The sequence below is a fragment of the Aequorivita sp. KMM 9714 genome (assembly GCF_011065475.1).
Lineage (GTDB): Bacteria > Bacteroidota > Bacteroidia > Flavobacteriales > Flavobacteriaceae > Aequorivita > Aequorivita sinensis.
In genome coordinates, this window is sequence record NZ_JAAGRO010000003.1 from 85,396 (window position 1) to 109,165 (window position 23,770).

19 protein-coding genes are annotated in these 23,770 nt (G+C 36.0%); 10 read left to right on the forward strand and 9 right to left on the reverse strand.

Annotated features, from left to right (window positions below):
- The first annotated feature begins 83 nt into the window (after positions 1 to 83).
- The 7 genes from gcvP to G3A46_RS09225 all read left to right on the forward strand — a co-directional run bounded on the left by gcvP (position 84) and on the right by G3A46_RS09225 (position 8,465).
- Complete coding sequence (gcvP, locus tag G3A46_RS09195; RefSeq protein WP_165149150.1) at positions 84 to 2,933, forward strand: aminomethyl-transferring glycine dehydrogenase; 2,850 nt, start codon at positions 84 to 86, stop codon at positions 2,931 to 2,933.
- A gap of 126 nt (positions 2,934 to 3,059) precedes the next feature.
- A complete protein-coding gene (locus G3A46_RS09200; RefSeq protein ID WP_165149152.1) occupies positions 3,060 to 4,118 on the forward strand; it encodes a 3-oxoacyl-ACP synthase III family protein in 1,059 nt (352 codons plus the stop codon).
- 41 nt (positions 4,119 to 4,159) lie between these two features.
- Positions 4,160 to 4,681 carry a class I SAM-dependent methyltransferase gene (locus G3A46_RS09205; RefSeq protein ID WP_165149154.1) on the forward strand — a complete coding sequence of 174 codons (522 nt, stop codon included), beginning with the start codon at positions 4,160 to 4,162 and terminating at the stop codon, positions 4,679 to 4,681.
- Positions 4,681 to 5,535: a glycosyltransferase family 2 protein gene (locus G3A46_RS09210; RefSeq protein WP_165149156.1), complete on the forward strand. Its 855-nt coding sequence runs from the start codon at positions 4,681 to 4,683 to the stop codon at positions 5,533 to 5,535. The genes G3A46_RS09205 and G3A46_RS09210 overlap by 1 nt, the downstream gene beginning before the upstream one ends.
- Before the next feature lie 102 nt (positions 5,536 to 5,637).
- Positions 5,638 to 6,741, forward strand: coding sequence for an alkaline phosphatase (locus G3A46_RS09215; RefSeq protein WP_165149158.1), 1,104 nt, complete (start codon positions 5,638 to 5,640; stop codon positions 6,739 to 6,741).
- 216 nt (positions 6,742 to 6,957) lie between these two features.
- Positions 6,958 to 7,698 carry an ABC transporter permease gene (locus tag G3A46_RS09220; RefSeq protein ID WP_179951763.1) on the forward strand — a complete coding sequence of 247 codons (741 nt, stop codon included), beginning with the start codon at positions 6,958 to 6,960 and terminating at the stop codon, positions 7,696 to 7,698.
- Complete coding sequence (locus G3A46_RS09225) at positions 7,695 to 8,465, forward strand: ATP-binding cassette domain-containing protein (RefSeq protein ID WP_165149159.1); 771 nt, start codon at positions 7,695 to 7,697, stop codon at positions 8,463 to 8,465. The genes G3A46_RS09220 and G3A46_RS09225 overlap by 4 nt, the downstream gene beginning before the upstream one ends.
- A 13-nt stretch (positions 8,466 to 8,478) precedes the next feature.
- Here the strand turns inward: G3A46_RS09225 and G3A46_RS09230 are convergent, their stop codons facing one another.
- From G3A46_RS09230 to G3A46_RS09240, 3 genes are all read right to left on the reverse strand, one after another.
- On the reverse strand, positions 8,479 to 9,915 hold the full coding sequence (locus G3A46_RS09230) for a DUF389 domain-containing protein (RefSeq protein WP_165149161.1): 1,437 nt from the start codon (positions 9,913 to 9,915) through the stop codon (positions 8,479 to 8,481).
- Positions 9,916 to 11,037: a mannose-1-phosphate guanylyltransferase gene (locus G3A46_RS09235; RefSeq protein ID WP_165149163.1), complete on the reverse strand. Its 1,122-nt coding sequence runs from the start codon at positions 11,035 to 11,037 to the stop codon at positions 9,916 to 9,918. It lies immediately after the preceding gene.
- Positions 11,038 to 11,155: 118 nt separating this feature from the next.
- On the reverse strand, positions 11,156 to 11,752 hold the full coding sequence (locus G3A46_RS09240) for a SprT-like domain-containing protein (protein ID WP_165149165.1): 597 nt from the start codon (positions 11,750 to 11,752) through the stop codon (positions 11,156 to 11,158).
- A gap of 182 nt (positions 11,753 to 11,934) precedes the next feature.
- On the opposite strand from G3A46_RS09240, the gene G3A46_RS09245 reads away from it, so the two are divergent.
- Complete coding sequence (locus G3A46_RS09245; protein WP_165149167.1) at positions 11,935 to 12,078, forward strand: hypothetical protein; 144 nt, start codon at positions 11,935 to 11,937, stop codon at positions 12,076 to 12,078.
- A gap of 56 nt (positions 12,079 to 12,134) precedes the next feature.
- A complete protein-coding gene (locus tag G3A46_RS09250; protein WP_165149169.1) occupies positions 12,135 to 12,338 on the forward strand; it encodes a PepSY-associated TM helix domain-containing protein in 204 nt (67 codons plus the stop codon).
- A 263-nt stretch (positions 12,339 to 12,601) separates the two neighbouring features.
- On the opposite strand, the gene G3A46_RS09255 is transcribed toward G3A46_RS09250, so the two are convergent.
- The 6 genes from G3A46_RS09255 to porU all read right to left on the reverse strand — a co-directional run bounded on the left by G3A46_RS09255 (position 12,602) and on the right by porU (position 21,838).
- Positions 12,602 to 13,282: an SDR family oxidoreductase gene (locus G3A46_RS09255; RefSeq protein ID WP_165149171.1), complete on the reverse strand. Its 681-nt coding sequence runs from the start codon at positions 13,280 to 13,282 to the stop codon at positions 12,602 to 12,604.
- Positions 13,283 to 13,412: 130 nt separating this feature from the next.
- Positions 13,413 to 15,047: a pyruvate dehydrogenase complex dihydrolipoamide acetyltransferase gene (locus G3A46_RS09260; RefSeq protein ID WP_165149173.1), complete on the reverse strand. Its 1,635-nt coding sequence runs from the start codon at positions 15,045 to 15,047 to the stop codon at positions 13,413 to 13,415.
- Between the two features lie 3 nt (positions 15,048 to 15,050).
- A complete protein-coding gene (pdhA, locus tag G3A46_RS09265; protein WP_165149175.1) occupies positions 15,051 to 16,049 on the reverse strand; it encodes a pyruvate dehydrogenase (acetyl-transferring) E1 component subunit alpha in 999 nt (332 codons plus the stop codon).
- 177 nt (positions 16,050 to 16,226) lie between these two features.
- Entirely contained in the window at positions 16,227 to 16,709 is a 483-nt protein-coding gene (cdd, locus tag G3A46_RS09270) for a cytidine deaminase (RefSeq protein WP_165149177.1), read from the reverse strand.
- Positions 16,710 to 16,782: 73 nt separating this feature from the next.
- Entirely contained in the window at positions 16,783 to 17,964 is a 1,182-nt protein-coding gene (gene porV / locus G3A46_RS09275) for a type IX secretion system outer membrane channel protein PorV (protein ID WP_165149179.1), read from the reverse strand.
- Positions 17,965 to 17,998: 34 nt separating this feature from the next.
- Positions 17,999 to 21,838: a type IX secretion system sortase PorU gene (porU, locus tag G3A46_RS09280; RefSeq protein WP_165149181.1), complete on the reverse strand. Its 3,840-nt coding sequence runs from the start codon at positions 21,836 to 21,838 to the stop codon at positions 17,999 to 18,001.
- 222 nt (positions 21,839 to 22,060) lie between these two features.
- On the opposite strand from porU, the gene gldJ reads away from it, so the two are divergent.
- Complete coding sequence (gldJ, locus tag G3A46_RS09285) at positions 22,061 to 23,737, forward strand: gliding motility lipoprotein GldJ (RefSeq protein ID WP_165149183.1); 1,677 nt, start codon at positions 22,061 to 22,063, stop codon at positions 23,735 to 23,737.
- The last annotated feature ends 33 nt before the right edge of the window (positions 23,738 to 23,770 follow it).

Genomic DNA, 23,770 nt, shown 5'->3' on the forward strand with positions numbered 1-23,770 from the left:
GTTATTATTATATAAATCCTAAGTTTTTTTGATCGTTTTATTTGGCAATCAATAAAGCTAAAGATTAAAATTCGGCAATTTTTATGAACACAGATTCTTTTGCATTAAGACATATTGGCCCAAGGGAAAGTGAACTTCCTGAGATGCTTGAAACAGTTGGTGTAAGCTCTATGGACCAACTAATTTATGAAACCGTTCCAGACGATATTCTACTAAAAAAACCCCTCAACCTAGAAACGGCTATGAGTGAGCAGGAGTATTTAGAGCATATCACAGAATTGTCGTCTAAAAATAAATTATTTAAAACATACATTGGTTTAGGATACCACCAATCTATTCTTCCTCCTGTAATCCAACGTAATATTTTGGAAAATCCAGGATGGTATACTGCTTATACACCTTATCAAGCAGAGATTGCACAAGGTAGGCTAGAAGCATTATTAAACTTTCAAACAGTAATTAGTGACCTTACAGGAATGGAGCTTGCAAACGCTTCACTTCTTGACGAGTCAACTGCAGCAGCAGAAGCTATGTCGCTTCTTTATAATGTACGTGAAAGAGATAAGAAAAAAATTAACGCTTCTAAATTCTTTGTTTCAGAAGATATTCTTCCACAAACACTTTCGTTATTACAAACTCGTTCAAATCCTTTAGATATTGAATTGGTTGTAGGGAATCACGAAGATTTTGATTTCGCTGATGAATTCTTTGGAGCTATTCTTCAGTACCCAAGTAGAACAGGAAAAGTTCACAACTATAAAAACTTTATCGAAAAAGCTAACGCAAACAATATTAAGGTTGCGGTTGCTGCAGATATTTTAAGTCTTGTGATGCTTGAGTCTCCTGGGCATTATGGAGTTGATGTAGTTGTTGGTACTACACAACGCTTTGGAATTCCATTGGGATATGGTGGGCCACACGCTGCTTATTTTGCGACAAAAGAAGAATACAAACGTAGTATTCCAGGACGTATAATTGGAATTACTAAAGATGCAGACGGAAACCGTGCATTGCGTATGGCGCTTCAAACTAGAGAGCAGCATATTAAACGTGACAAGGCAACTTCAAACATTTGTACTGCACAAGTATTATTAGCTGTAATGGCTGGTATGTACGCTGTTTACCATGGACCAGAAGGATTAAAGTATATTGCAAGAAAAGTACACAACAGTGCAGTTACGCTTGCAAATGCATTAGAAGAGCTAGGTTTTGAGCAAGTGAACGATACTTTCTTTGATACTATAGCTATTAAAACAGATGCTACAAAAATCAAATTCTTAGCTGAAGCAAAAGAAGTAAACTTCTATTATCCAGATAATGAAACAGTTTCTATTTCGATAAATGAAACTACTACAGTAAAAGACTTAAATAAAATACTTGCTATCTTCTCTGAAGCTGTTAAAAAAGACTTCAAAAAGTTAACTGAACTTGAAACTGGAAATAAAATTCCACAAGAAGTAGCTCGTAAAACTGAATTTCTTCAACAAGAAGTTTTCAATAAGTACCACAGTGAAACAGACATGATGCGTTACATCAAAAAATTGGAGCGCAAAGATCTTTCATTAAATCATTCAATGATTTCACTAGGTTCTTGTACTATGAAACTTAATGCTGCAGCTGAAATGTTGCCATTAAGCGATCCAATGTGGGGGAATGTACACCCATTTGTACCGGTAGAACAAGCTGAAGGTTACCAAACAGTTTTAAAGAAACTAGAAAAACAACTTACTGAAATCACAGGATTTGCTGGAACTTCCCTACAACCTAATAGTGGTGCACAAGGTGAATTTGCTGGGTTAATGGTAATTCGTGCTTATCACGAATCACGCGGAGAAGGACATAGAAATATTTGCTTGATTCCTTCTTCTGCACACGGAACAAACCCTGCAAGTGCGGTTATGGCAGGAATGAAAGTGGTTGTTACTAAAGCTACAGATGAAGGAAATATAGATGTTAACGATCTTCGTGAAAAAGCTTTAAAACACAAAGACAACCTTGCTTGTTTAATGGTTACATATCCGTCAACACACGGAGTTTACGAATCTGCAATTCGCGAAATTACTAGTATTATTCACGAAAATGGTGGACAAGTATATATGGATGGTGCAAACATGAACGCTCAAGTAGGGTTGACCAATCCTGGTGCTATTGGAGCAGATGTTTGTCACTTAAACCTACACAAAACTTTCGCTATTCCTCACGGAGGTGGAGGTCCTGGAGTTGGTCCTATTTGTGTAGCAGAACAATTAGTTCCGTTTTTACCAACTAACCCAGTAATTCCAACTGGAGGTGATCAGGCGATTACTTCAATTTCATCGGCTCCTTACGGTAGTTCGTTGGTTTGCTTAATTAGCTATGCATACATCTGTATGTTGGGAGTAAATGGTTTGAAAAAAGCTACAGAACACGCAATTTTGAATGCCAATTATATCAAAGAAAGATTAAGCGGACATTATGAAGTGCTTTATGCAGGTGAAAGAGGTCGTGCAGCTCACGAAATGATTGTGGACTGTCGTCCGTTTAAAGCAAAAGGAATTGAAGTTGTAGATATCGCTAAACGATTGATGGATTACGGATTCCACGCGCCAACAGTTTCTTTCCCTATTGCTGGTACACTTATGATTGAGCCAACTGAAAGTGAAAGTAAAATGGCGTTAGATCAATTCTGTGAAGCTATGATTTCTATCCGACAAGAAATTGAAAGTGCTGATAAAGATGAGCCAAACAATGTATTAAAAAATGCACCTCATACTTTACAGATGCTTACTTCAAATGAATGGGACTTCCCTTACACAAGACAAGAAGCAGCTTTCCCATTAGAATATATTTCAGACAATAAATTCTGGCCTTCAATTAGAAGAGTAGATGATGCTTATGGTGATCGTAACTTAATTTGTACTTGCGACCCAATTGAAGCTTATATGGAAGCTTAATTAATTAAAAAGTAACGGTATTCAGTATTGAATTTATCTTAAATTTATTTACTGAATACCGTTTCACTATTTAGCTATCGGGATTAATTATTTTTTTCCGTATTTTTAAAAAAAACTTTTCAAAATATGAATGTCAAAATAACAGGTATAGGCAGTTATATTCCAAGCGAAATTGCAAAGAATGAACAGTTTGGGAATCATCATTTTTACAATGAAGATGGCACCCGATTTGGTCAAAAAAATGATACAATTATTGCGAAGTTTAAGGCTATTACAGGAATAGACGAACGTCGTTATATTCCTAAAAACTTAAATACTTCTGATATAGCAACTTTTGCTGCCGAAAAGGCTATTAAAGATTCGGGGATTGATAAGGAAGATTTAGATTACATTATTGTAGCGCATAATTATGGTGATGTTAAACACGATTCTGCGCAAAGTGATACTGTTCCAAGTATTGCAACTCGCGTAAAGCACAATCTTAAAATCCAAAAACCAACCTGTGTAGCATACGATATGCTTTTTGGTTGCCCTGGGTGGATAGAAAGTATGATTCAAGCCAATGCATTTATAAAATCTGGTATTGCAAAAAAATGCTTGGTGATTGGTGCTGAAGCGCTATCTAGAGTTGTTGATCCTCACGATCGCGATTCAATGATTTACAGCGATGGTGCAGGTGCGGCAGTTGTTGAAGCAACAGATGAAGAGGGCGGTATATTAAGTCATTTTAGCGCTACCTATGCGTTTGATGAAGCTCATTTCATCTATTTTGGCGAAAGCAATAATTTAGAAATTAAAGATAAGCGCCGATATATAAAAATGTACGGTCGTAAGATTTATGAATTCGCCTTAAATCGAGTGCCAGACGCTATGAAAACTTGCCTAGATAATTCTGGAATTGGAATTGATGATGTTAAGAAAATTCTTATCCATCAAGCCAATGAAAAGATGGACGAGGCTATTATTAATCGTTTCTATAAACTCTACGACAAACCTACTCCAGATAAAATTATGCCTATGAGTATAGGTAAGTTAGGAAATAGCAGTGTAGCTACAGTTCCAACACTTTACGATTTAGTTTTAAATGGTGAACTTGAAGGACATTCTTTAAACAAAGGAGATGTAGTTATTCTAGCAAGTGTGGGTGCGGGAATGAATATTAATGCGATAGTTTATAGGGTGTAATTAATTCAGAATTCCGAATTCTGAACTCTGAATTAAAAAATATGTACGAAGGTAAGTTTCCTACTAAAAGATATAACCACACATTACGTTTTTTAAATGATGTAATTTCTAAAGAAGAGAAAATTCTTGATTTAGGGGTTTCAAACCCTTTTTCTGAAATTCTTACTAAGGAAGGTTACAACGTAACAAATACTAAGGGGCAGGATTTAGACCTGGAGACCGATGTTGTAAAAACTGATTCCTACGATGTTGTTACAGCATTCGAGATTTTTGAACACTTAGTGTCTCCCTTTAATGTTATAAAAGATATTGAAGCTAAGAAATTAGTAGCATCAATCCCGTTAAGGCTTTGGTTTGCTTCGGCCTATAGAAGTAAAACCGATAAATGGGATAGACATTATCACGAATTTGAAGATTGGCAATTTGATTGGCTTCTTGAAAAAGCTGGGTGGCGAATTGTTAAGCGCGAAAAGTTTACAAACCCAGTAAAGAAAATAGGAATACGTCCAATACTACGTAGTTTTACGCCGAGATATTATTTAGTTTACGCTGTTAGAGATTAATGGATTTTTACATCATCATACCCGCCCATAACGAAGAGGCTTATATAGGTAAGATGCTACAATCAATCGTTGAACAAACAATTCTTCCAAAAAAAGTTGTTGTTGTAAATGATGCTTCAACAGACGACACTCAAAAGATTGTCGATCAATTTTCAAGACAGTATCCCTTTATCCAAAGTGTTTTTCACAATTCAGAAGCACTTCACGAGCCTGGAAGTAAAGTAGTAAATGCATTTTACAAAGGCTTAGAAACGCTAGATTCAGATTTTGAACTAATTGGAAAATTTGATGCCGACTTAATACTTCCTAAAGATTATTTTCAGAAAACCATTCAACTTTTTAAGGCTGATAATAACGTAGGTTTAGCTGGAGGGAATCTCTATATTGAAAACGATGGGGAATGGAAGTTTGAAGCTATTTCAGAGAAAACTAAAGTTCGCGGACCTATAAAACTGTATCGTAAAAAGTGTTTTGAAGATATAGGCGGACTTAAAATATCTATTGGTTGGGATTCTGTAGATGGTTTATTGGCAGAATACCACGGGTGGACTATAAAAACTGATACTTCCTTAAAAGTAAAACACTTAAAACCAACGGGGAAAGTTTATACAGAAGCTTCAAAATATAGACAAGGTGAAGCTTTTTATAAAATGCGTTATGGGTTTTGGTTAACGTTTATCGCTTCAGCAAAACTAGCTTCCAAAAAAAATAGCCTTTCATTTTTCATAAATACGATAAAAGGTTTTTACAAAGCGAAAAGGGAAAACTTAGAGTATATGGTATCAGAAAAAGAAGGGAAGTTTATCCGGGATTTGCGCTGGAAAAATATTTTTAGGAAAATAGGAGTTCGTTAATTCAATGAGCGGGAGATTAGTGTAGAATACCTTATTTAACAACAAACTCTTAACACATCATAACCTTATTAATTCCTATTTTTACCGGAAAAATTAAATAATATGAAGATTAAGTTTTCTCTCCTTACAATTTTATTGTCAGTTTCAATTATTTCAACTTCTTGTGTTTCTGTAAATGTGAAAGATAACACCGTTTCACATGTGCCTCAAGAATCGAAAAAACCTAAAAACATCATCCTTTTAATAGGTGATGGTATGGGCTTGAGTCAGGTTTCAGCGGCTATATATTATAAAAATGCGAAGCCAAATTTTGAGCGCTTTAATACTATAGGCTTGAGTAAAACTTCCTCTTCAAACGAGTTGATTACCGATTCTGCTGCAGGTGCAACAGTTTTTTCTACAGGGGTTAAAACCTACAACGGAGCTATTGGAGTAGATAAAGACACCATTCCGGTTCCAACTATTGTAGAACATCTTGTAAAAAGAGGATATGGTACCGGACTTGTTGCAACTTCATCTATACAACACGCGACGCCTGCTTCTTTTTATGCACACGTGAAAAGCAGAAGTATGTATGAGGAAATTACTGAGTTTGCTCCAAAAAGTGGAGTTAACTTTTTTGCAGGTGGTGGTCTAAAGTTTTTCAACAAAAGAAAGGACGGTAAAGATTTATTGGCGTCTATGAAAGACAATGGTTATGAAGTGATAACAGATAAATTACCAAAATCTCCAAGTGATAAAAATGAATTGATTTTACTTGCTGAAGATGGAATGCCAAAAATGAGTGAGGGTAGGGGAGATTTCCTTCCAAATGCAACAAAACTAGCAATGGAGAAATTGTCTAAAAACGAAAATGGTTTTTTCTTAATGGTTGAAGGGAGCCAGATTGATTGGGGCGGACATAATAATGAAGGTGACTACTTAATTGAAGAACTTTTAGACTTTGATAAAGCTATAGGTGTTGCTTTAGATTTTGCTGCTAAAAACGGTGAAACTTTGGTAATCGTGACTGCAGACCATGAAACAGGAGGCTTTACTTTAGCTTCAAAAGATGGAGATTATAATAAAATAAACCCAGTGTTTTCAACCCCTGGGCACTCTGGGACGATGGTGCCTGTATTTGCTAAAGGACCTGGAGCAGAATTGTTTAATGGGATTTATGAAAACAATGAGATTTACTTTAAAATGATGGAACTTTTAAAGTAATTGGTTTTCGAATATTGATTTTTATTTTAATGACTGTTATTTAAGCTTAATAATTGCATTAAGCTTAAATAACAAGTTATAAAAGGTCTGAGAAGTTAGATACTATGTTTTGAATTTAATTTAAATTGTAAAAAGCATCTTACCAATGAATTCTTAACGCACTTTTATAAATTACACTAATGTAAATTTAGTACTTTAGCCATAACTATAGATTTTATGAAGTATTTACATGATATTGGTTCTTATTTTTTGATGCTTAAAAAAGTGTTCGCAAGCTTCACTAAAACATCAGTATTGAAACATATGATCTTTAAGGATATAAACGACCTTATTATAAGTTCTTTGGGTATCGTTGCTTTTATATCTTTTTTCGTGGGAGGTGTTGTGTCTATTCAAACAGCATTAAACATGGACAACCCAATTGTTCCAGATAGTTTAATTGGGTTTGCAACTCGACAGTCTGTTATCTTGGAGTTTGCTCCAACTTTTATCTCAATTATTATGGCCGGTAAAGTTGGATCTTTTATTACTTCTAGTATTGGCTCTATGCGAGTTACAGAGCAGATTGATGCTTTGGAAGTTATGGGTATAAACTCCCTTAACTACTTGGTATTTCCTAAAATTGTCGCTCTAATGTTTTATCCTTTTGTGATAGTGCTTTCAATGTTTTTAGGAGTTTTTGGAGGTTGGGTAGCAGCGGTATATGGTGGTTTTAGTAGTTCTGCCGATTTTATTGCTGGAGTTCAAGAAGATTTTATACCCTATCAACTATTTTACGCCTTCTTTAAAACATTCATATTTGCCTTTATATTAGCTACTGTACCTTCTTGGCAAGGTTACTATATGAAAGGTGGCTCACTTGAAGTAGGTAAAGCAAGTACAAATTCCTTTGTGTGGACTAGTGTACTTATAATTGCCGCAAACTATATAATAACCCAACTCCTTTTAAGCGCATGATAAAAATTGAAGATGTACATAAAAGATTTGGTGAAGAAGAAATTCTAAAAGGGATTACCACTGTTTTCGAAAAAGGGAAAACCAACCTTATTATCGGGCAGAGTGGTAGTGGTAAATCCGTTATGCTTAAATGTCTTATTGGATTATTTAGGCCAGAACAAGGCAAAATCTATTACGGAGACGAGGCTATTCAAGATATGGACGACGAAAGGCAACGCAAGCTTCGCGAGGAAATGGGGATGCTTTTTCAAGGTGGAGCATTATTTGATTCGATGAATATTGAAGAAAATGTAATGTTTCCGTTGCGAATGTTTACAAAGATGAAGAAGCCAGAAATGCTGGCTCGAGTAAATGAAGTTTTAAAACGTGTAAACCTCGAAGGGGTTAATAAAAAATATACTGCCGAAATTTCTGGTGGGATGCAAAAACGTGTTTCTATTGCTCGTGCAATTGTAAACAAGCCGAAGTATTTATTCTGTGATGAACCTAACTCTGGACTAGACCCAAAAACAGCTACCTTAATCGATACGTTAATTCAGGAGATTACTCATGAATACGATATTACAACTATCGTGGTAACCCACGATATGAATTCAGTTATGGAAATTGGTGAGAAGGTAATGTTGCTTAAAAATGGCAAATTAGTTTGGCAAGGGACAAACCAAGAAATATTCAAAACTGATAACGAAGACGTTACCAGTTTTGTATATTCATCAGATTTATTTAAGAAAATACGCGATGTTCAGTTAAAGGAAAATAAAGCTTAATCAGCTTTTTGCCCTATCTGTATTCTGATACATCAAGTGTATCCAATTTCATTTTAAACTTAATCCAAGCTTCAATTTTCTTTAATTCTGCTTGGCGTTGTCTAGCTGGAACATTTTTCTTCCAACGTATGTTTATAACAGGCAGTGTATCTGTTTTTTTAAAGTCGGTTGTAATTTTGTTTGAATAGCTAAATGTTTCAACGTTTTCGTAGTTTATCTTAAGTTCTTTACTCACTTCATCAAAAGGAATACTCTTAACTTTTAACATGGTGATTTGATCCTCTAAAAAGCGAATTCTTTCATCCTTATTTTGAATAATCTGTTCGTTTTTTACGTAAAGATCTTCTAAAATACCTGCTTTAATTTCACCTGAAAGCCTTGCTGCCATTTCTCCACTTTGATCGGTTCCTTGGTAAATTCGCAAGCGAGCTGTTTCTAGCTTGTCAGTGTTTTCTAACTCGGTTAACCATTCATTTATTTTAGATTGTGGCACTGGGCGACCAATAAAATAAACGTCTATATCTTTTGTCTTGTAATCTTGAGTGAATTTAACTACTTCGGCTCCGTCGTATTTTACAGTTTTGTTTACAAACTCTTTAGCTCTGTTTTCAAAAACTTGTTGGTCTAATAGTTTTATAAATAACCATACACTAGGAACCATTACCGCAATAGCAATTAAAGATGCAATTTGAGAAATTCGCTTACGTCTTTTACTGTTTGCATACCTTACTAATGGAAACCTCAATATTTTTGAAACTATAAATGTAGATAGCGCAATAAACACTGCATTAATGCTAAATAAGTATAAAGCACCACCGGCATATGAAGCATTTCCAATTGCTAATCCATAACCCACCGTACACAAGGGTGGCATTAAGGCGGTGGCAATTGCAACCCCAAATATAACGCTAGCTATTGTTCCGCTTTTTGTTTTAGCAACTATAAGTCCTAATCCACCAAAAATGGCAATCAGCACGTCTAAGATTGTAGGATATGTTCTTGCAATAAGCTCAGGTGTTTCTTCGGTAAGTGGAGATAACTTAAAGTAAAGAAATGCTGTAAGCACACTTAAAAATACCATTACCCCTAAGTTTATAAGCGAACGTCTAAGGGTTTCTACGTCGTTAATAGCTACAGACAGTCCAATACCTACAATTGGTCCCATAAGTGGAGAAATAAGCATGGCTCCAATTACAACAGCAGTACTACTTACGTTAAGACCAATAGATGCAACGAATATGGAGAAAATAAGAATCCAAGCAGTATGCCCTTTAAAGGAAATGTCTTTTTTTACTGCATCAATTGTAGCGTCTCGGTCGGTGTCTGCACGAATGTCGAAAAGTTCTTTTAAGAACTGTTTGATGCTTTGCCAAGTATTGAGTTTTACTTGCTCAAACTCCTCGTCATTAGGAGTAACCTTTACTTCATTATTGTTATTTGAATTCTCCATTTATAAATATTTTTTACCAAACTTATTGGAAACATCTTTTAAAAGTTCTTTTATCTCTTGTTCCTTATCCTTTGGGAATACAAGTAAAACATCTTCTTTATCCACTACAATATAATCCTCAATTCCGTCTAAAACAACAAGTTTTTTTGACGATGTAAATATCATATTGTTTTTCGAGTTTTCTATGAGAGTGTCAGCATTTACAACAGAATTGTTGAAATTATCTTTCTCTAACTTGTCGTGAAGCGCTCCCCAAGTACCCAAATCGTTCCAATCGAAAGTAGCTTTTTTTACGTAAACATTATCAGCTTTTTCTAAAATTCCGTAATCAATAGATATGTTTTCTGCCGCTGAATAGTTTTCTTCAATAAATGTCTTTTCCTTGTCTGTGTTTAGAAACTTATTTCCATTTGAAAACAAGGTGTACATCTCACCTAAATATTTCTCAAATGAACTCACTATACTTTTGGCACTCCAAATAAAAATACCAGCATTCCAATTAAAATTCCCAGCGGCTATAAATTTCTTGGCGGTTTCATAATCTGGTTTTTCTCGAAACTGTTTTACTTTAGTGATGTTATTATGAGCTACTTTTTGGTTATCAAGTTCTTCAGCTTCACTTAACGCAGGCTCCGTTTTACTTTCTATATAGCCAAATCCAGTGTTTGGAAAAGTAGGTTTAATTCCTAAAGTGAGTAAAATATCCTCTTTTTCAGCAGCGTCAAAACATTCTTGTACGTCTTTTGAAAAAGCAAGTTCATCCTCTATCCAATGGTCGCTTGGGGCAACCAACATTAATGCATTTGGGTTTTCTTTCTTTATTTTTAAAGCGGAAAGCAAAATGCAAGGGGCGGTATTTCGCATAGCAGGTTCTAATACTACTTGCTTTTCTGAAATCTTAGGCAATTGCTCAAGTGTAATCTCCAAATACCTTTCATTGGTAAGTATATAGATGTTTTCTGAAGGTATAATTTTGTTAAGCCTCGAAAACGTTTTCTGCAGTAAGGTTTCTCCAGAACCCAACATATCGTGGAATTGCTTTGGAAATTCTTGTGTGCTTACTGGCCAAAATCTTGAGCCAATACCACCCGCCATTATTACTGCATAATAGTTTTTATTCATAGTTAATATTTTGATTCAAGACATTAAAGAATTAGAGAACAAGATCTAATTCGATGTCTGTATTTTTTAATAGGTTAAGTCCAGTTCTTGCTAACTGTTAATCGGAATCTTTTCATATTTATTTCAAAAATTCCACTTCAGCATTTGGATTAAAAAGGTAAACTCTGCCTGTTGCAATTTCTACACATTCAAATCGCTTCACTTTCTTTTTTCCGCGTTTAAATATTCTCCCATTATATAGTCTAAAACTACCACCTAAGGGGATTTCAAAGATATAGTTTTTATCATTCTCGGGATCGAACTGCTTCAACGCTAGCGATAATTTTGCGTCGGTGTCACTAGATGCTGTCGGATTTTTAAAATGTCGCGCTAATAATGGTAAAAGTTGATTTGGAAAAACCTCTGGACGTAAAAAGGGAAGCATTAGCATTTGAAATGTGCGCTTCCATTCAATTCCGTGTGGTTTAATAAGCCTGCCGTACTTTTCGAAAGCTTCTAAATGTGCTATTTCGTGAATAAGGGTTATAAGAAAACGATATTTATTTAAAGAAGTGTTTACAGTAATTTGATGTTGCCCATTAGGCATTCTTCTATAGTCTCCGTGACGTGTAACACGTTGGTTAACAATTTTTAGGTGAACATTGTGAGTCTTTATTAGCTCAAAAACTGGAACAACAGACGCCTGTGGAATATATTTCTCAAGAATCTCTATCATAGAAGGTCAAGATATGAATTTTTACACGTAGAAACAGCTTCAAAAATACCCAGATTTAGACTCAAAATGCTCATTTAGATGTCAAAATATAAAATTAAAATCAGAATGGAAAGCTAAAGGATCTGCCATTTATTTTAATATCAATAAGTTGGAAAGTTTTATTTAAATTAATATAGCATAAAATGAAATATATTACTTCGTTACTTTTTATGATTTGCGCACAGTTTGTGATAGCGCAGGAAGTAGTAACAATTCAAGGAAAGGTTATCGATATCGACAACAATCCTACCCCTTTTGCCAGTGTTTATATCTCCGAAATAAAATAAGGAGGAACCGCAAATGGGGATGGTGAGTTCACCTTAGATAATATTTCTTACCACGAATGGCAATTAACATCAAATGGAAGCGTATTATCCATGACCTACATGTAACTTTGGGATTTTACACTGCTATATTTTTAGTTATAATGTCTGTAACAGGTTTGTTTTGGTCTTTTCAATGGTATTGGGATACCGAGAGTGCAGTACTCGGGACTGAGGTTTTTGGAGGTCGCGGTGGCGGTCCTAAAGTAGAATCTAAAACCTAGTAATAAAATCCGATTCGCGACAAACTTTGATTATTATAAACTAGATGTGAGTAACACTCAAGATTTTTTATTCTTAGATTCATCTTTAACTTTTACATCAAAAAAAGGTAAGATTGATTACTCAATTATATCAAAAAATATTACTTCAAATAAAAGTGTTTTTAAGAGAACCGATATTACAGATTATTCATTTTCAACTTTTTCATATAGACTACAAAAACCATATATTATGCTTTCTGTAAGTTTTAAGTTGTAAAATATAATTAAGGCGTAGTACTCGAAACCTGTAAAATTTTTCCATTGAAAAACTTGTTTCCCGTAAGGGAAAAATCCATGATGTATTGCGCCATTTCGGTGGCTGAAAGTGGGGCTTTTAAGCCTGGGAAAGCTTCCTCAAGCATTTCCGTTTGTACAGAGCCTAATGCTAACGCATTAAAAGAAGGACCCGTTTCTTTATACTCCTCAGCAAGCAATTCTGTTAGGGTAAGTATTGCACCTTTACTACTGCTATATGCACTTAGTCCTGGGAACTTCACACTGCCTTGAACACCACCCATGCTACTTATATTTACCACGTGTCCATCCTTGTTTATATAAGGTAGCAAGGTTCTTATTAAAATAGAAGGCCCTAACACATTTACATCGTAACAAGCCTTAAATTCTTCGGCAGTAATTTCTTCAAAAGGTTTATTAACTAAGTGTCCAGCGTTGTTTATTAAAACATCTACTCTTTCCATTCTTGATTGAAGAAAGCTGGATAGTTTTACAATTGCAGCTCCGTCAGCGATATCAAATTCTAAAGCAGTAACATTTTTCAAGTTTAACTCTGAAACAGGCTTAGAGTTTCTCGAAAGCGCTAATACATTATGTCCAGCTTCTGAAAATAACTTCACCATTTCAAAGCCAATACCTCTTGATGTTCCTGTAATTATTATGTTTTTCATGGAGTGATATTTAATGAAAAGACCTGCAAGGTGTTGCCGGAGCCCACCTTGTAGGTCTAAACCTAATGAATATTAAACTTTACAAGGAGACCTGTTAAAAAGCGGAAATCACCTTGTAGTCTTTTAATTTCTACACAAACATAGTAACAGGATTCTCGATATACTGTCGTACTGTTTGTAAGAATTTAGCTCCTGTTGCACCATCAACTGTTCTGTGGTCGCAAGCAAGTGTAACCTTCATAGTATTACCCACAGCTATTTGCCCGTTTTTAACCACTGGTTTTTGTACAATAGCCCCAACCGATAAAATCGCTGAGTTTGGTTGGTTTATAATAGAAGTAAATTCATCTATTCCAAACATTCCAAGGTTAGAAACAGTAAACGTACTACCTTCCATTTCTTGTGGAGTTATTTTCTTATTTCTTGCTTTTCCAGCCAACTCTTTTACTTGAGCTCCAATTTGCGAGAACGTCATTTGGTCTGCAAATTTCAATACAGGTACAAGCAATCCTTCATCTACTGCTACTGCAACCCCGATATGGATGTGCTTTGCAATTTTTGTAGCTTCTGGTGACCATTGGCTGTTTACTTGTGGGTGCTTACGCAACGCCATTGCACACGCTTTAATGATCATATCGTTAAACGATATTTTAACATCTGGATCAGAGTTTATCGCTTGGCGTGATGAAATTGCGTTATCCATGTCCAACTCAACAGTTAGATAGTATTCTGGAGCCGTAAATTTAGATTCAGACAATCGCTTGGCGATGGTCTTACGCATCTGAGAGTTTTTCACCTCTTCAAAACTTTCTGTTCCAACTGGAGTGTAAGCTTGTGCTCCACCTGCTGCAGCTGGCTGATAGTTTTCAATATCGCTTTTTACAATACGCCCATTTTCACCACTTCCACGAACATGACGCAGGTTAATTCCCTTTTCTTCAGCTAAAACTCTTGCTAAAGGAGATACAAATAGTCTTCCTTCATTAATAGTTTCTGATCTTGTATTTTCTTTTGAAGCTTGAACCGGAGTCGCTTTTTCCGCTTCTTTTGGTTTAGAAGTTTCTTTTTTCTCCTCTTTAGGTGCCTCAGAAGTATTTGATTTTGTTTGATAGCTTTCAACAATTCCAGTTACGTCAGTTCCTTCTGGACCAATAATAGCAAGTACAGCATCTACAGGTGACGACTCGCCTGCGCCAATGGCAATTTTTAAAAGCGTTCCAGAGTAGAAAGACTCAAACTCCATGGTAGCCTTATCGGTTTCAATTTCAGCTAAAATATCACCTTCTTCAACCTTATCGCCTTCGTTTTTAAGCCAGCTAGCAACAGTTCCTTCCGTCATTGTATCACTTAGACGTGGCATTGTAATTACTTCAACACCTTCAGGCAAATCTGCTTTTTCTGATGTCGATGACTCCTCAGTTTCTTTTGGAGAATCTTCAGCCTTTTCCTGTTCTTTCGATTTGTTGTTGGTATCAGTTTCTTTTTCTTCAGAACTTTTACCTTTTAGTAAATCAGAAATGTCTTCGCCTTCTTCACCAATTATCGCCAAAAGAGTATCTACAGGTGCGGTTTCACCTTCTTGAATTCCTATGTGAAGTAATGTTCCTTCGTAAAAAGATTCAAACTCCATTGTGGCTTTATCGGTTTCAATTTCGGCTAAAATATCGCCTTCGTTTACGGTATCCCCAACTTTTTTAAGCCAAGTTGCTACCGTTCCTTCCTCCATGGTGTCGCTTAAACGCGGCATGTTTATTACTTCTGCCATCTCTTATAATTTATCTGATAAAAAAGGGTAATCTTGTTGTTCATAAACAGAATCGAACATCACGTTCTTCTCTGGATATGGAGATTCTTCAGCGAATTTTTCACATTCGTCAACCAAGTCTTTAACCCTTTGGTTTATCTTTTTAATCTCGTCTTGAGTTGCCCAATTGTTTTCATAGATTTGATGAAGAACATAGCTAATTGGATCTTCTTCTTGTTTCTTTGCAACTTCTTCTTTTGTTCTATAATGCTGTGCATCACTCATTGAGTGTCCACGGTAGCGATAGGTACGCAACTCTAAGAAAGTCGGTCCATCTCCGCGACGTGCGCGTTTAATAGCCTCGTCCATTTCTTTTGCTACTACTTCTGGCTTCATAGCATCAACTGGTTTACAAGGCATTTCGTAGCCAAGACCAAGTTTGTAAATATCGGTGTGGTTTGCGGTACGTTCAACCGAAGTTCCCATAGCGTACCCATTATTTTCAACACAGAATACTACTGGAAGTTTCCAAAGCATTGCAAGGTTAAAAGTCTCGTGAAGCGAACCTTGACGCGTAGCACCATCTCCCATATAGGTTAAGGTTACAGCGTCTCTTTCAAAATATTTATCGGCAAAAGCCAAGCCAGCACCTAGTGGAATTTGTCCTCCTACAATACCGTGACCTCCGTAAAAACGGTGTTCTTTAGCAAAAATATGCATAGAACCTCCTAAACCTTGAGAAGTACCAGTTGCCTTACCATAAAGCTCTGCCATTACTTTTCTTGGGTCTACACCCATACCAATAGGTTGTACGTGGTTTCTGTATGCGGTAATCATTCGGTCTTTAGAAAGATCCATAGCGTGCAAAGCACCTGCTAGAACAGCTTCTTGACCATTGTAAAGGTGTAGAAAACCTCTTACTTTTTGATTGATATAAACTTGCGCAAGTTTGTCTTCGAATTTGCGCCAAAAGAGCATGTTTTCGTACCAATCTAGGTACGTTTTCTTAGTGATTTTCTTCATCTATCTGCTATAAGGTTTTCCCAGGGGAAAATTTATTAAACGGATAACAAAAATAGTACTTTAAAAGGAGAAAATACAAATAACAATTCCTAAAATACAAATGCCTGAAAAATTGCTAAAAGCGAGTTTTGGACAAAGTTTATTTAGAAAGTGAATATTTTAGATTTAATGCTTCTGTTAGAGGTATTTGGCATCGAAACCTAAGGGAAGTAAATCCATTACTGAATTAGTTTTTACAACCTTTCCAGTTTCACCCATAAAATATACAGCGATTGGAGATTTTTGTTTTTGTTCGTATTCCGCTAAAGACTGTCTGCAGGCGCCACACGGTCCAATGGGTTCGGTTAGAACTTGTTTAGAAGAACTGGCAGAAATAGCAATTGCTTTAATTTCTTCATTTGGATAGAGTGCTCCTGTATGGAAAATAGCCACACGCTCTGCGCATAATCCTGAAGGATAAGCTGCATTTTCTTGATTACTGCCAATAGTAATTTCGTTTGAAGCAAGCCTAATAGCTGCTCCCACTTTAAAAAGTGAATAAGGCGCATAAGCATTATTACGTGCTTCTTGCGCCTTATTCATTAATTCTTGAATATCTTTTGGAAGCTCTGAAACAGATTCAAAAACTTCAATTGAGATTTCTATTTTTTGTTTTTTCACGTGTGATTATTAATATCCCTAAAAGGTTTTGAAAACCTAGCAGGAAGAGAGCTTAGCTGCTCACCTTTTCATTTTAATACTCGTCGTAAGTATCACCAAAGTTGAAAGTCAATCCAAAACGAAGTGTTCCGTCTAGTGGAGTAACAACTTTACCAGTTCCAAATAAGTAAGAAATATCAATGTTGATAGCAGTATAACGGAAACCTGCACCTACAGAAGCAAATTTTCTTCCACCTTTCATGTCGCTTTCGTTGAAGTAACCAGCGCGGAAAGCAAATACATCTTGATACCAGTATTCAGCACCTAATGCCCAAGTAAATTCTTTTAATTCTTCAGACATTCCTCCTGGAGCATCTCCAAACGACTTAAACATACCAGAGATAAAGCTTATGTTTCTATAGTCTCTGTTGTTTTGAGCAACTTCTTCTTGTTCAATAACTCCATCACCGTTAAGGTCTGGGTCTTGTGGAGTTGGTACTAAAAGTTTATTAACTTCCAATGAAACCCCTACTTTGTTGTACTCATCAAGAATAAAGTCGAAACCTCCACCTAAAGCTAAGTTAGTTGGCAAAAAACTTTCAGAATTTTCTGAGTTGTCATAACTAATTTTAGGTCCAATGTTTGAAATATTGAAACCCATTCTCCAACGACCATCAAATTCGTCGTAAGGAATTTCTTCACTTTGGTAATATCCTGAAACATCTACTGCAAATGAGCTTGCTGCAGAAGCATCGGCATCACTTGTTTGAAGCTTTAAATCTGAACGAAGGTATCTACCAGATACTGCCATAGAAAAACGCTCACTTAATCTAAGTGCGTAAGACACGTCGAAAGTAAATTCGTTAGGGCTTAAGATTAATGGGTCTTGCTCTAATGTTTGACGTGCTTCAATGTCACCGAGTTTAAAATATCTTAAACTAGCACCTACAGCACTACGCTCGCTTAGACGGTTGTAATAGGTTACGTCGGCTAAGAATATATCGTTTACCAATTTACTTAAATATGGAGTGTATGAAATACCAACTCCTTGTTTAGACAATGCAAAAACGTTTTGAGCTGGGTTCCAGTGCTGTGAAAAAGCATCGTGAGAAGTCACAACACCTATGTCTCCTAATGCGCCAGCACGAGGGTCAGCGGCAATAAGTAAGAAAGGAACACCTGTTGTAATTGGATTAAATTTTTCGATATCATTTTGTGCTTTCACCGATTTAAAAGCAACTAAACCTATTAGTACGGTAATAAGAATTTTCTTCATTATTGTGAATTTTGAGCAAATATAATTTTAATTTTTAAAGGATAACGAGTTTCTCAAATTTTTCAACTCGCTGATTGGTTAACGCAGATTTAACTGTAATCTTATATACATATACACCTTTTCCTATTTTATCTCCAAAATCGTCGCGACCGTCCCAAGTAATTTCTCGAGATAGATAGCTTCCAGATGGCGGAATTGCTGCATTTTTGGTCCAAACTACTTTCCCAGTAACGGTAAAAACCTGAACTTGTACATCTAGTGTTTCATCAGGTCTATTGTGGTTAAACCAGAATTCTGTGTAGTTTACAAATGGGTTTGGATAGTTTAAAACGCGAGTTATTTCTAATTTTTCATTACCAGCAACCACAAATTGTATCTCTGCAGTAGAAGAATTGTTGTAAACATCCCAAGCTTTTAGTTTCAATGTGTGCAATCCATCTTCTAAATCACGAAACTTAAAAGTTGCAGTACCTTTAGTGTAATCGTCCACTTCGGCTTGGTAAAATTCGTTTAATACAAATGGATTTGATTCATCTCCGTCCAGTGTCGCTACTATATCGTGACCAATTCCGCTGGCGGTATTTATTCCATTTGGATCTTCAAGTTTTGCTAATAAGATAGGGGAGTCATCTGTAATACCACCCGAAACGAAACTTTCGTCGTTCATAAATAATTTAATAAGTGGGCCTTCGTTGTCTTCTGGAGCATTTTCATTTAATCCTCCTACGTTGATATCTAGGTTTACACCTGCTTGATCTTCTAAAGCGTTTTCTCTCTCGGCATAAAGGCTTACTCGGCCTTTACCTACTGGAATTTGAATATCTCGAGGAACAACAAATTCAAAGTCGAATAGCCCATTTTGTATAGACGCTTGTCCGTTAAACAATACTTCACCTAATACTTCAAAATCCATTATTTCACCAATATTGTCGTTGTCTAAGGTTTGGCGTTGTACTTTTTTATCGAAAACTTTCGCGCCAAGGGTGCCGTTGTAATCTGTCATTGGTGTCCCATTCGGGCTTAAAATTTGACCGCTAAATTTTACTTTGCTCAAGGCTTTAAGTGTGTCGGTAGCTTGGGCAATTGGAACATCGTTTAAATGAGTAATTTGAATATCTTTTTTTGGAAAAGCAAGATTCATCGCAGGATCTCCAATATAGAAAACTACACGACGAAGTGGTGTTCCTATTCCTAAGTCTGCTTTCGATAGGCGAAGTCCTTCAGAAGGTGCAACAGGTACATCTCTGCCATAACCAAAAAGGTGTTCTGCTAGGTATTCATTAAAAGTTACCCCCGTTCTAATAAAAATTGCACGGGTAGTAGTAACCATAGAAATTGCACCGCCTTCTTTGTTTTGATAAGTTAATTCTCCAGCGGTAATGCGAAGCGGATTATCAAACTTTGTGAATTCGCAAGTTACGGTAATAACACAAGGCAGTTTGTTTTTGTTTTTAAGTCCTTCAGCTATTCCTTTAGTATATATAAATTCGTGTGCTAGTCCGTCTTCACCCCCGTGACCAAAGTAATCGAGAATAATTGCTCCCGCTTCAAATGCAGTTTTTATTGCTTCATTTACTTCAGGGTATCTATTTCCACCAGCGGATGCTTGTTGCTGGTATGAGTCGGAGTGAATTTTCTTTACATTTATAAAAGGTTTTTCGTCTGAAATTTGATCCCCGAGGGCATCGAGATTACGCTGTAAGGTTGCGTCTGTGCTATTATCGGCATCATCAGAAACTAAAACAAAATTTGTTCTCCAGTTGCCATAAGTACTTTCAGAGGTGTAGTTGATTACCTTGTCGACCATTGCATTTGCTAATGGAACATTATCTGCAACAATTCTTCCCATAGCGATATCTAACAAATCAATATCGCCAGACCTTTGTCCGATAGTACCTTCATTTTCATCCATATTTCCAAAGAAATCATCAGACATAAATGAAAAACTTATACTAGTGCTCGATAAGGTGTGAAAAGTTGGTACTATATTATTGTTGTTTGAAATTCTGTTTTTATAGTCAATAGAGGTGTCTCCTAATATACCGACGTATTTAACGCGATTAGCTTCGGAAGAGGCGTTGAAATATACATATCGAATAAAGTTTCGAATTGCCGATATATCTTGACTACCAGAGCTAAACTCTTCGTAAATTTTATCTGTGGTAACCACTTTTACATTAAGATCGTTTAAGTTTTTATGGTGATTAGCAAGGCGTAATGCAGGTTGAATTAAAAAAGGAGCCGTTATAATAATGTAGTCGATGTCTTTAAACTGGCCAGATTCATCCTTAAATATACTTCCTTTTAAATTTTGGTTTGCTACTGCAGATTGAGAAATTTTAATAGGCGTGAAGTAGTCGTTTGGATTAATTGCTACATACTTTCTGAGCCTGCCTAAATTTTGTTTAAAACTTATTGAAGATGCGCTTTCTTCATTTTTTTTTGAAGTGATAAACTGTGGGTCTGTAACATCCCAAATCTGACTTATCTGACTTGCATTTGCTAGTTGATAATCTGCCACTCCACTTAGATTGACAGCATCATTATATTGAAAAGCCATTTGCTTAGCTGTTCCCGTAAGTTTTCTTTTGACCCAAATACTAATATAGTCTAAGTACCCTATACTAGACGGGTTTCCATTGTTGTTATACGCTAAGTCAATTTTTACAGATTCTCCGCTAGCCGGAACTTCGGTGTTAAGTTCAGATAAGTTTAAAAGCCCAGAAGAGCCTAAAGGAGAGAAGGTAATTGGGTTTAAACTGGTACTGTTTAAGGTTACGCTCAGTGATGTAGCGCTTTCTGAAGCTGCGGCGGCTTTAATTACCACCTTCATTGGAGCACCCGATACAATATTTGGGAAGTCGAAAGTAAAGCTTTGTTCACTTTGAATGTCGAATCTATTTCCAAACCATCTTCTTCCTAATTTTGTTGGACTTTCTTCGTCTTTTTCGTGAAATTGATAATCGTCAAATTCATCGATAATCATAGTAGCCGATGCGGTTGGTTCAAGCATTTGAGTTATGCGTTTTCCGCTTTCGCCACCCGCTGTAATATAATAATAGGACTCATCGGTATAAGGGTTGATGTTGGAGTCGTTTTCTTCAACATAACCCTTGGTGCTTGTACCGTAAAAAAGTATATAATCGCCAGAATCAAAGCTTCCGTCTGCTTCACCAACTACCTGTATTGGAGTTTCAGGCAAATCGAAATGTCTGTTTTCAGCATTTAACAAGGGTAGCGATTGTCCGCCATGCCCATAAATTTTTATGGTTTGCGGGTTTATTCCGTCGGTATTCATGCCTAAGCTATTTAAAAAAGCTTTGTCAATTTTATGAACACCGGTTTTTTCTACTTTAAATTTAAACCACTGACCTTGTGATAGAACAGAATTTGAAATACCCGGAGGCATATTACGACTTTGCGGTCCGTAATTATAATCAACTCTTAATGATGTAACGCGTCTATAATTTCCATTTGAACCTACAATTGGAGAAACAATAAATGTTGTAAAAAGTTTTTCTCTAGATTTTGTACTAACTAGATTATATGTCAGCTCTTTTGGAATTAAATCTGTATTTAAATTTCTAACAGCACTTGATGACAGTGGGGTGTAGGTAACATTGGTAACTCTTACTGAATTTTTATCGGCGAAGCCTTGATCCTCCCATTGTGTGCCATAACTGATGGTTTCTTCGTTAATTTGAAGTTTTAATTCTTCAAGTTTTTCTTGCTTAGTAGCATTATCCGAAAAATTATTTCCTGATGTTTCAATAAATTCAGGTTTGTTGTTCCAGCTAATTGAAATGTTTCGAGACTGTGCTATACCTATAGATGGGATGCAAAAAAGTAGTAATAAAAATAATTGTTTTTTCATCAATATTATTAACGCTTTAAATAAACAGTTAGTATAGCTGATCCTTTTTAATAACTTTGTGCAATATTGTAATTAGGATAATATTATCAAAACTAATACGTTTGCTATCGTGTAAAGGTTTTTAACAAAGCCTTTACTAGAACGCAATAATAATAAAATATTATTGTGATTTTGTCGTTAATTACTATATTGCGAACCCAATTCTCACATATTTTTGAATTTATGATGTTAAGAAAAAACCTTGCATTAAAGCTATTTGTTGCTGCGCTTGCAGCCACAGTATTTGTTAGTTGCAATAAATCTAGAGACTACAAAGACAGTTCTCGTGCTACCGGATGGAAGCTAAACTCTAAAGAAGGCGGCTTTCAGTACGACCCTCAGTTTAAAGAACAAGAAACTGGTCCTGGACTAGTATTTATTGAAGGAGGTACATTTACCATGGGCCGTGTTCAGGATGATCCTATGCACGATTGGAATAACACTCCAAACCAACAGCACGTTCAGTCTTTTTACATGGACGAAACTGAAGTAACTAACCTAATGTACTTAGAGTATTTAGATTGGTTAAAGAAAGTTTTCCCACCTTCTAACGAAAATTATCGCAGAATTTATGAAGGAGCAGTTCCTGATACATTAGTTTGGAGAAATCGTTTAGGTTTCAACGAAGTGATGACTAATAACTACTTGCGTCACCCTGCATATGCAGAGTATCCAGTGGTAGGAGTTAGCTGGGTTCAAGCAGTAGAATTTAGTAAATGGCGTACCGATAGAGTAAATGAAATGATTCTAGAAAACGAAGGCGTTACTTCTAGAAATGCTCGTTATGAAGTTGAGCCAGGTGAAACCTTTAGCACTGAGACGTATCTTAATGCACCAACTAAAACATATGGTGGAAACGATTCGATTACAAGAGGAGGGAAAAAATCTGAAGCTATTGCTAAAAGAAGTAAAGACAGTACAAACTTATATATTCAACGTCAGGATGGAATGTTGCTACCAGCATACCGTTTACCAACTGAAGCTGAATGGGAGTATGCTGCTTTAGGTTTAGTAGGACTTCGTGAGTACAATGCATACAGAGGTAGAAAGAAATATCCTTGGGAAGGACAGTACACTCGCTCTGGAAAGAGAAGATCATTAGGTGATCAAATGGCTAACTTTAAGCAAGGGTCTGGTGATTACGGTGGAATTTCTGGATGGAGTGATGATGGTGCTGATATTACTGCTCAAGTAAAATCTTATGCGCCTAACGACTACGGTCTATACGATATGGCTGGAAACGTTGCAGAATGGGTAGCTGATATTTACAGACCAATTATCGATGACGACTTTAACGACTTTAACTACTATCGTGGAAATGTTTACACTAAAAACGCAATCGACGAGAATGGTCAAGTAAAAGTAGTTACTATGGATTCTATAGTTTACGACACTTTAAGCAACGGTAGAATTATAGCACGTAACTTACCTGGTGAAATTCTTCAAGTACCAGTTGATGAAAAGGATACTTACTTAAGAACAAACTTCTCTAAAGCAGATAACCGTGATTTTAGAGATGGTGATAAAGAATCTACTAGATATTACCAGTCATTCCAAAACGATTTTGGAGAATCTGGCGATGATACTAAAAGAATGTACAACGCGCCAGTTCACAATGTATACGCAGATTCTACAGGTCAGTTAGATCGCGTTTATGACAAATCTAATAACCGTACAACTTTAATTAGTAACGAAGTTAGAGTATACAAAGGTGGATCTTGGAGAGATAGAGAGTATTGGTTAGACCCAGCTCAAAGAAGATATTTCCCACAAGATATGGCTTCAGACTTCATTGGCTTTAGATGTGCTATGAGTCGTGTTGGTTCTAAATCTAAAAAAGGAAAGAAAGCGAGAAACTAAAGTTCAAACTTTTTTAAAAATTATGCCCTTCAA

What these genes read in the sequence shown, in the direction of transcription:
- gcvP (WP_165149150.1), top strand. Translation starts at nt 84, where the DNA reads ATGAACACAGATTCTTTTGCATTAAGACATATTGGCCCAAGGGAAAGT.
- G3A46_RS09200 (WP_165149152.1), top strand. Translation starts at nt 3,060, where the DNA reads ATGAATGTCAAAATAACAGGTATAGGCAGTTATATTCCAAGCGAAATT.
- G3A46_RS09205 (WP_165149154.1), top strand. Translation starts at nt 4,160, where the DNA reads ATGTACGAAGGTAAGTTTCCTACTAAAAGATATAACCACACATTACGT.
- G3A46_RS09210 (WP_165149156.1), top strand. Translation starts at nt 4,681, where the DNA reads ATGGATTTTTACATCATCATACCCGCCCATAACGAAGAGGCTTATATA.
- G3A46_RS09215 (WP_165149158.1), top strand. Translation starts at nt 5,638, where the DNA reads ATGAAGATTAAGTTTTCTCTCCTTACAATTTTATTGTCAGTTTCAATT.
- G3A46_RS09220 (WP_179951763.1), top strand. Translation starts at nt 6,958, where the DNA reads ATGAAGTATTTACATGATATTGGTTCTTATTTTTTGATGCTTAAAAAA.
- G3A46_RS09225 (WP_165149159.1), top strand. Translation starts at nt 7,695, where the DNA reads ATGATAAAAATTGAAGATGTACATAAAAGATTTGGTGAAGAAGAAATT.
- G3A46_RS09230 (WP_165149161.1), bottom strand. Translation starts at nt 9,915, where the DNA reads ATGGAGAATTCAAATAACAATAATGAAGTAAAGGTTACTCCTAATGAC.
- G3A46_RS09235 (WP_165149163.1), bottom strand. Translation starts at nt 11,037, where the DNA reads ATGAATAAAAACTATTATGCAGTAATAATGGCGGGTGGTATTGGCTCA.
- G3A46_RS09240 (WP_165149165.1), bottom strand. Translation starts at nt 11,752, where the DNA reads ATGATAGAGATTCTTGAGAAATATATTCCACAGGCGTCTGTTGTTCCA.
- G3A46_RS09245 (WP_165149167.1), top strand. Translation starts at nt 11,935, where the DNA reads ATGAAATATATTACTTCGTTACTTTTTATGATTTGCGCACAGTTTGTG.
- G3A46_RS09250 (WP_165149169.1), top strand. Translation starts at nt 12,135, where the DNA reads ATGGCAATTAACATCAAATGGAAGCGTATTATCCATGACCTACATGTA.
- G3A46_RS09255 (WP_165149171.1), bottom strand. Translation starts at nt 13,282, where the DNA reads ATGAAAAACATAATAATTACAGGAACATCAAGAGGTATTGGCTTTGAA.
- G3A46_RS09260 (WP_165149173.1), bottom strand. Translation starts at nt 15,047, where the DNA reads ATGGCAGAAGTAATAAACATGCCGCGTTTAAGCGACACCATGGAGGAA.
- pdhA (WP_165149175.1), bottom strand. Translation starts at nt 16,049, where the DNA reads ATGAAGAAAATCACTAAGAAAACGTACCTAGATTGGTACGAAAACATG.
- porV (WP_165149179.1), bottom strand. Translation starts at nt 17,964, where the DNA reads ATGAAGAAAATTCTTATTACCGTACTAATAGGTTTAGTTGCTTTTAAA.
- porU (WP_165149181.1), bottom strand. Translation starts at nt 21,838, where the DNA reads ATGAAAAAACAATTATTTTTATTACTACTTTTTTGCATCCCATCTATA.
- gldJ (WP_165149183.1), top strand. Translation starts at nt 22,061, where the DNA reads ATGATGTTAAGAAAAAACCTTGCATTAAAGCTATTTGTTGCTGCGCTT.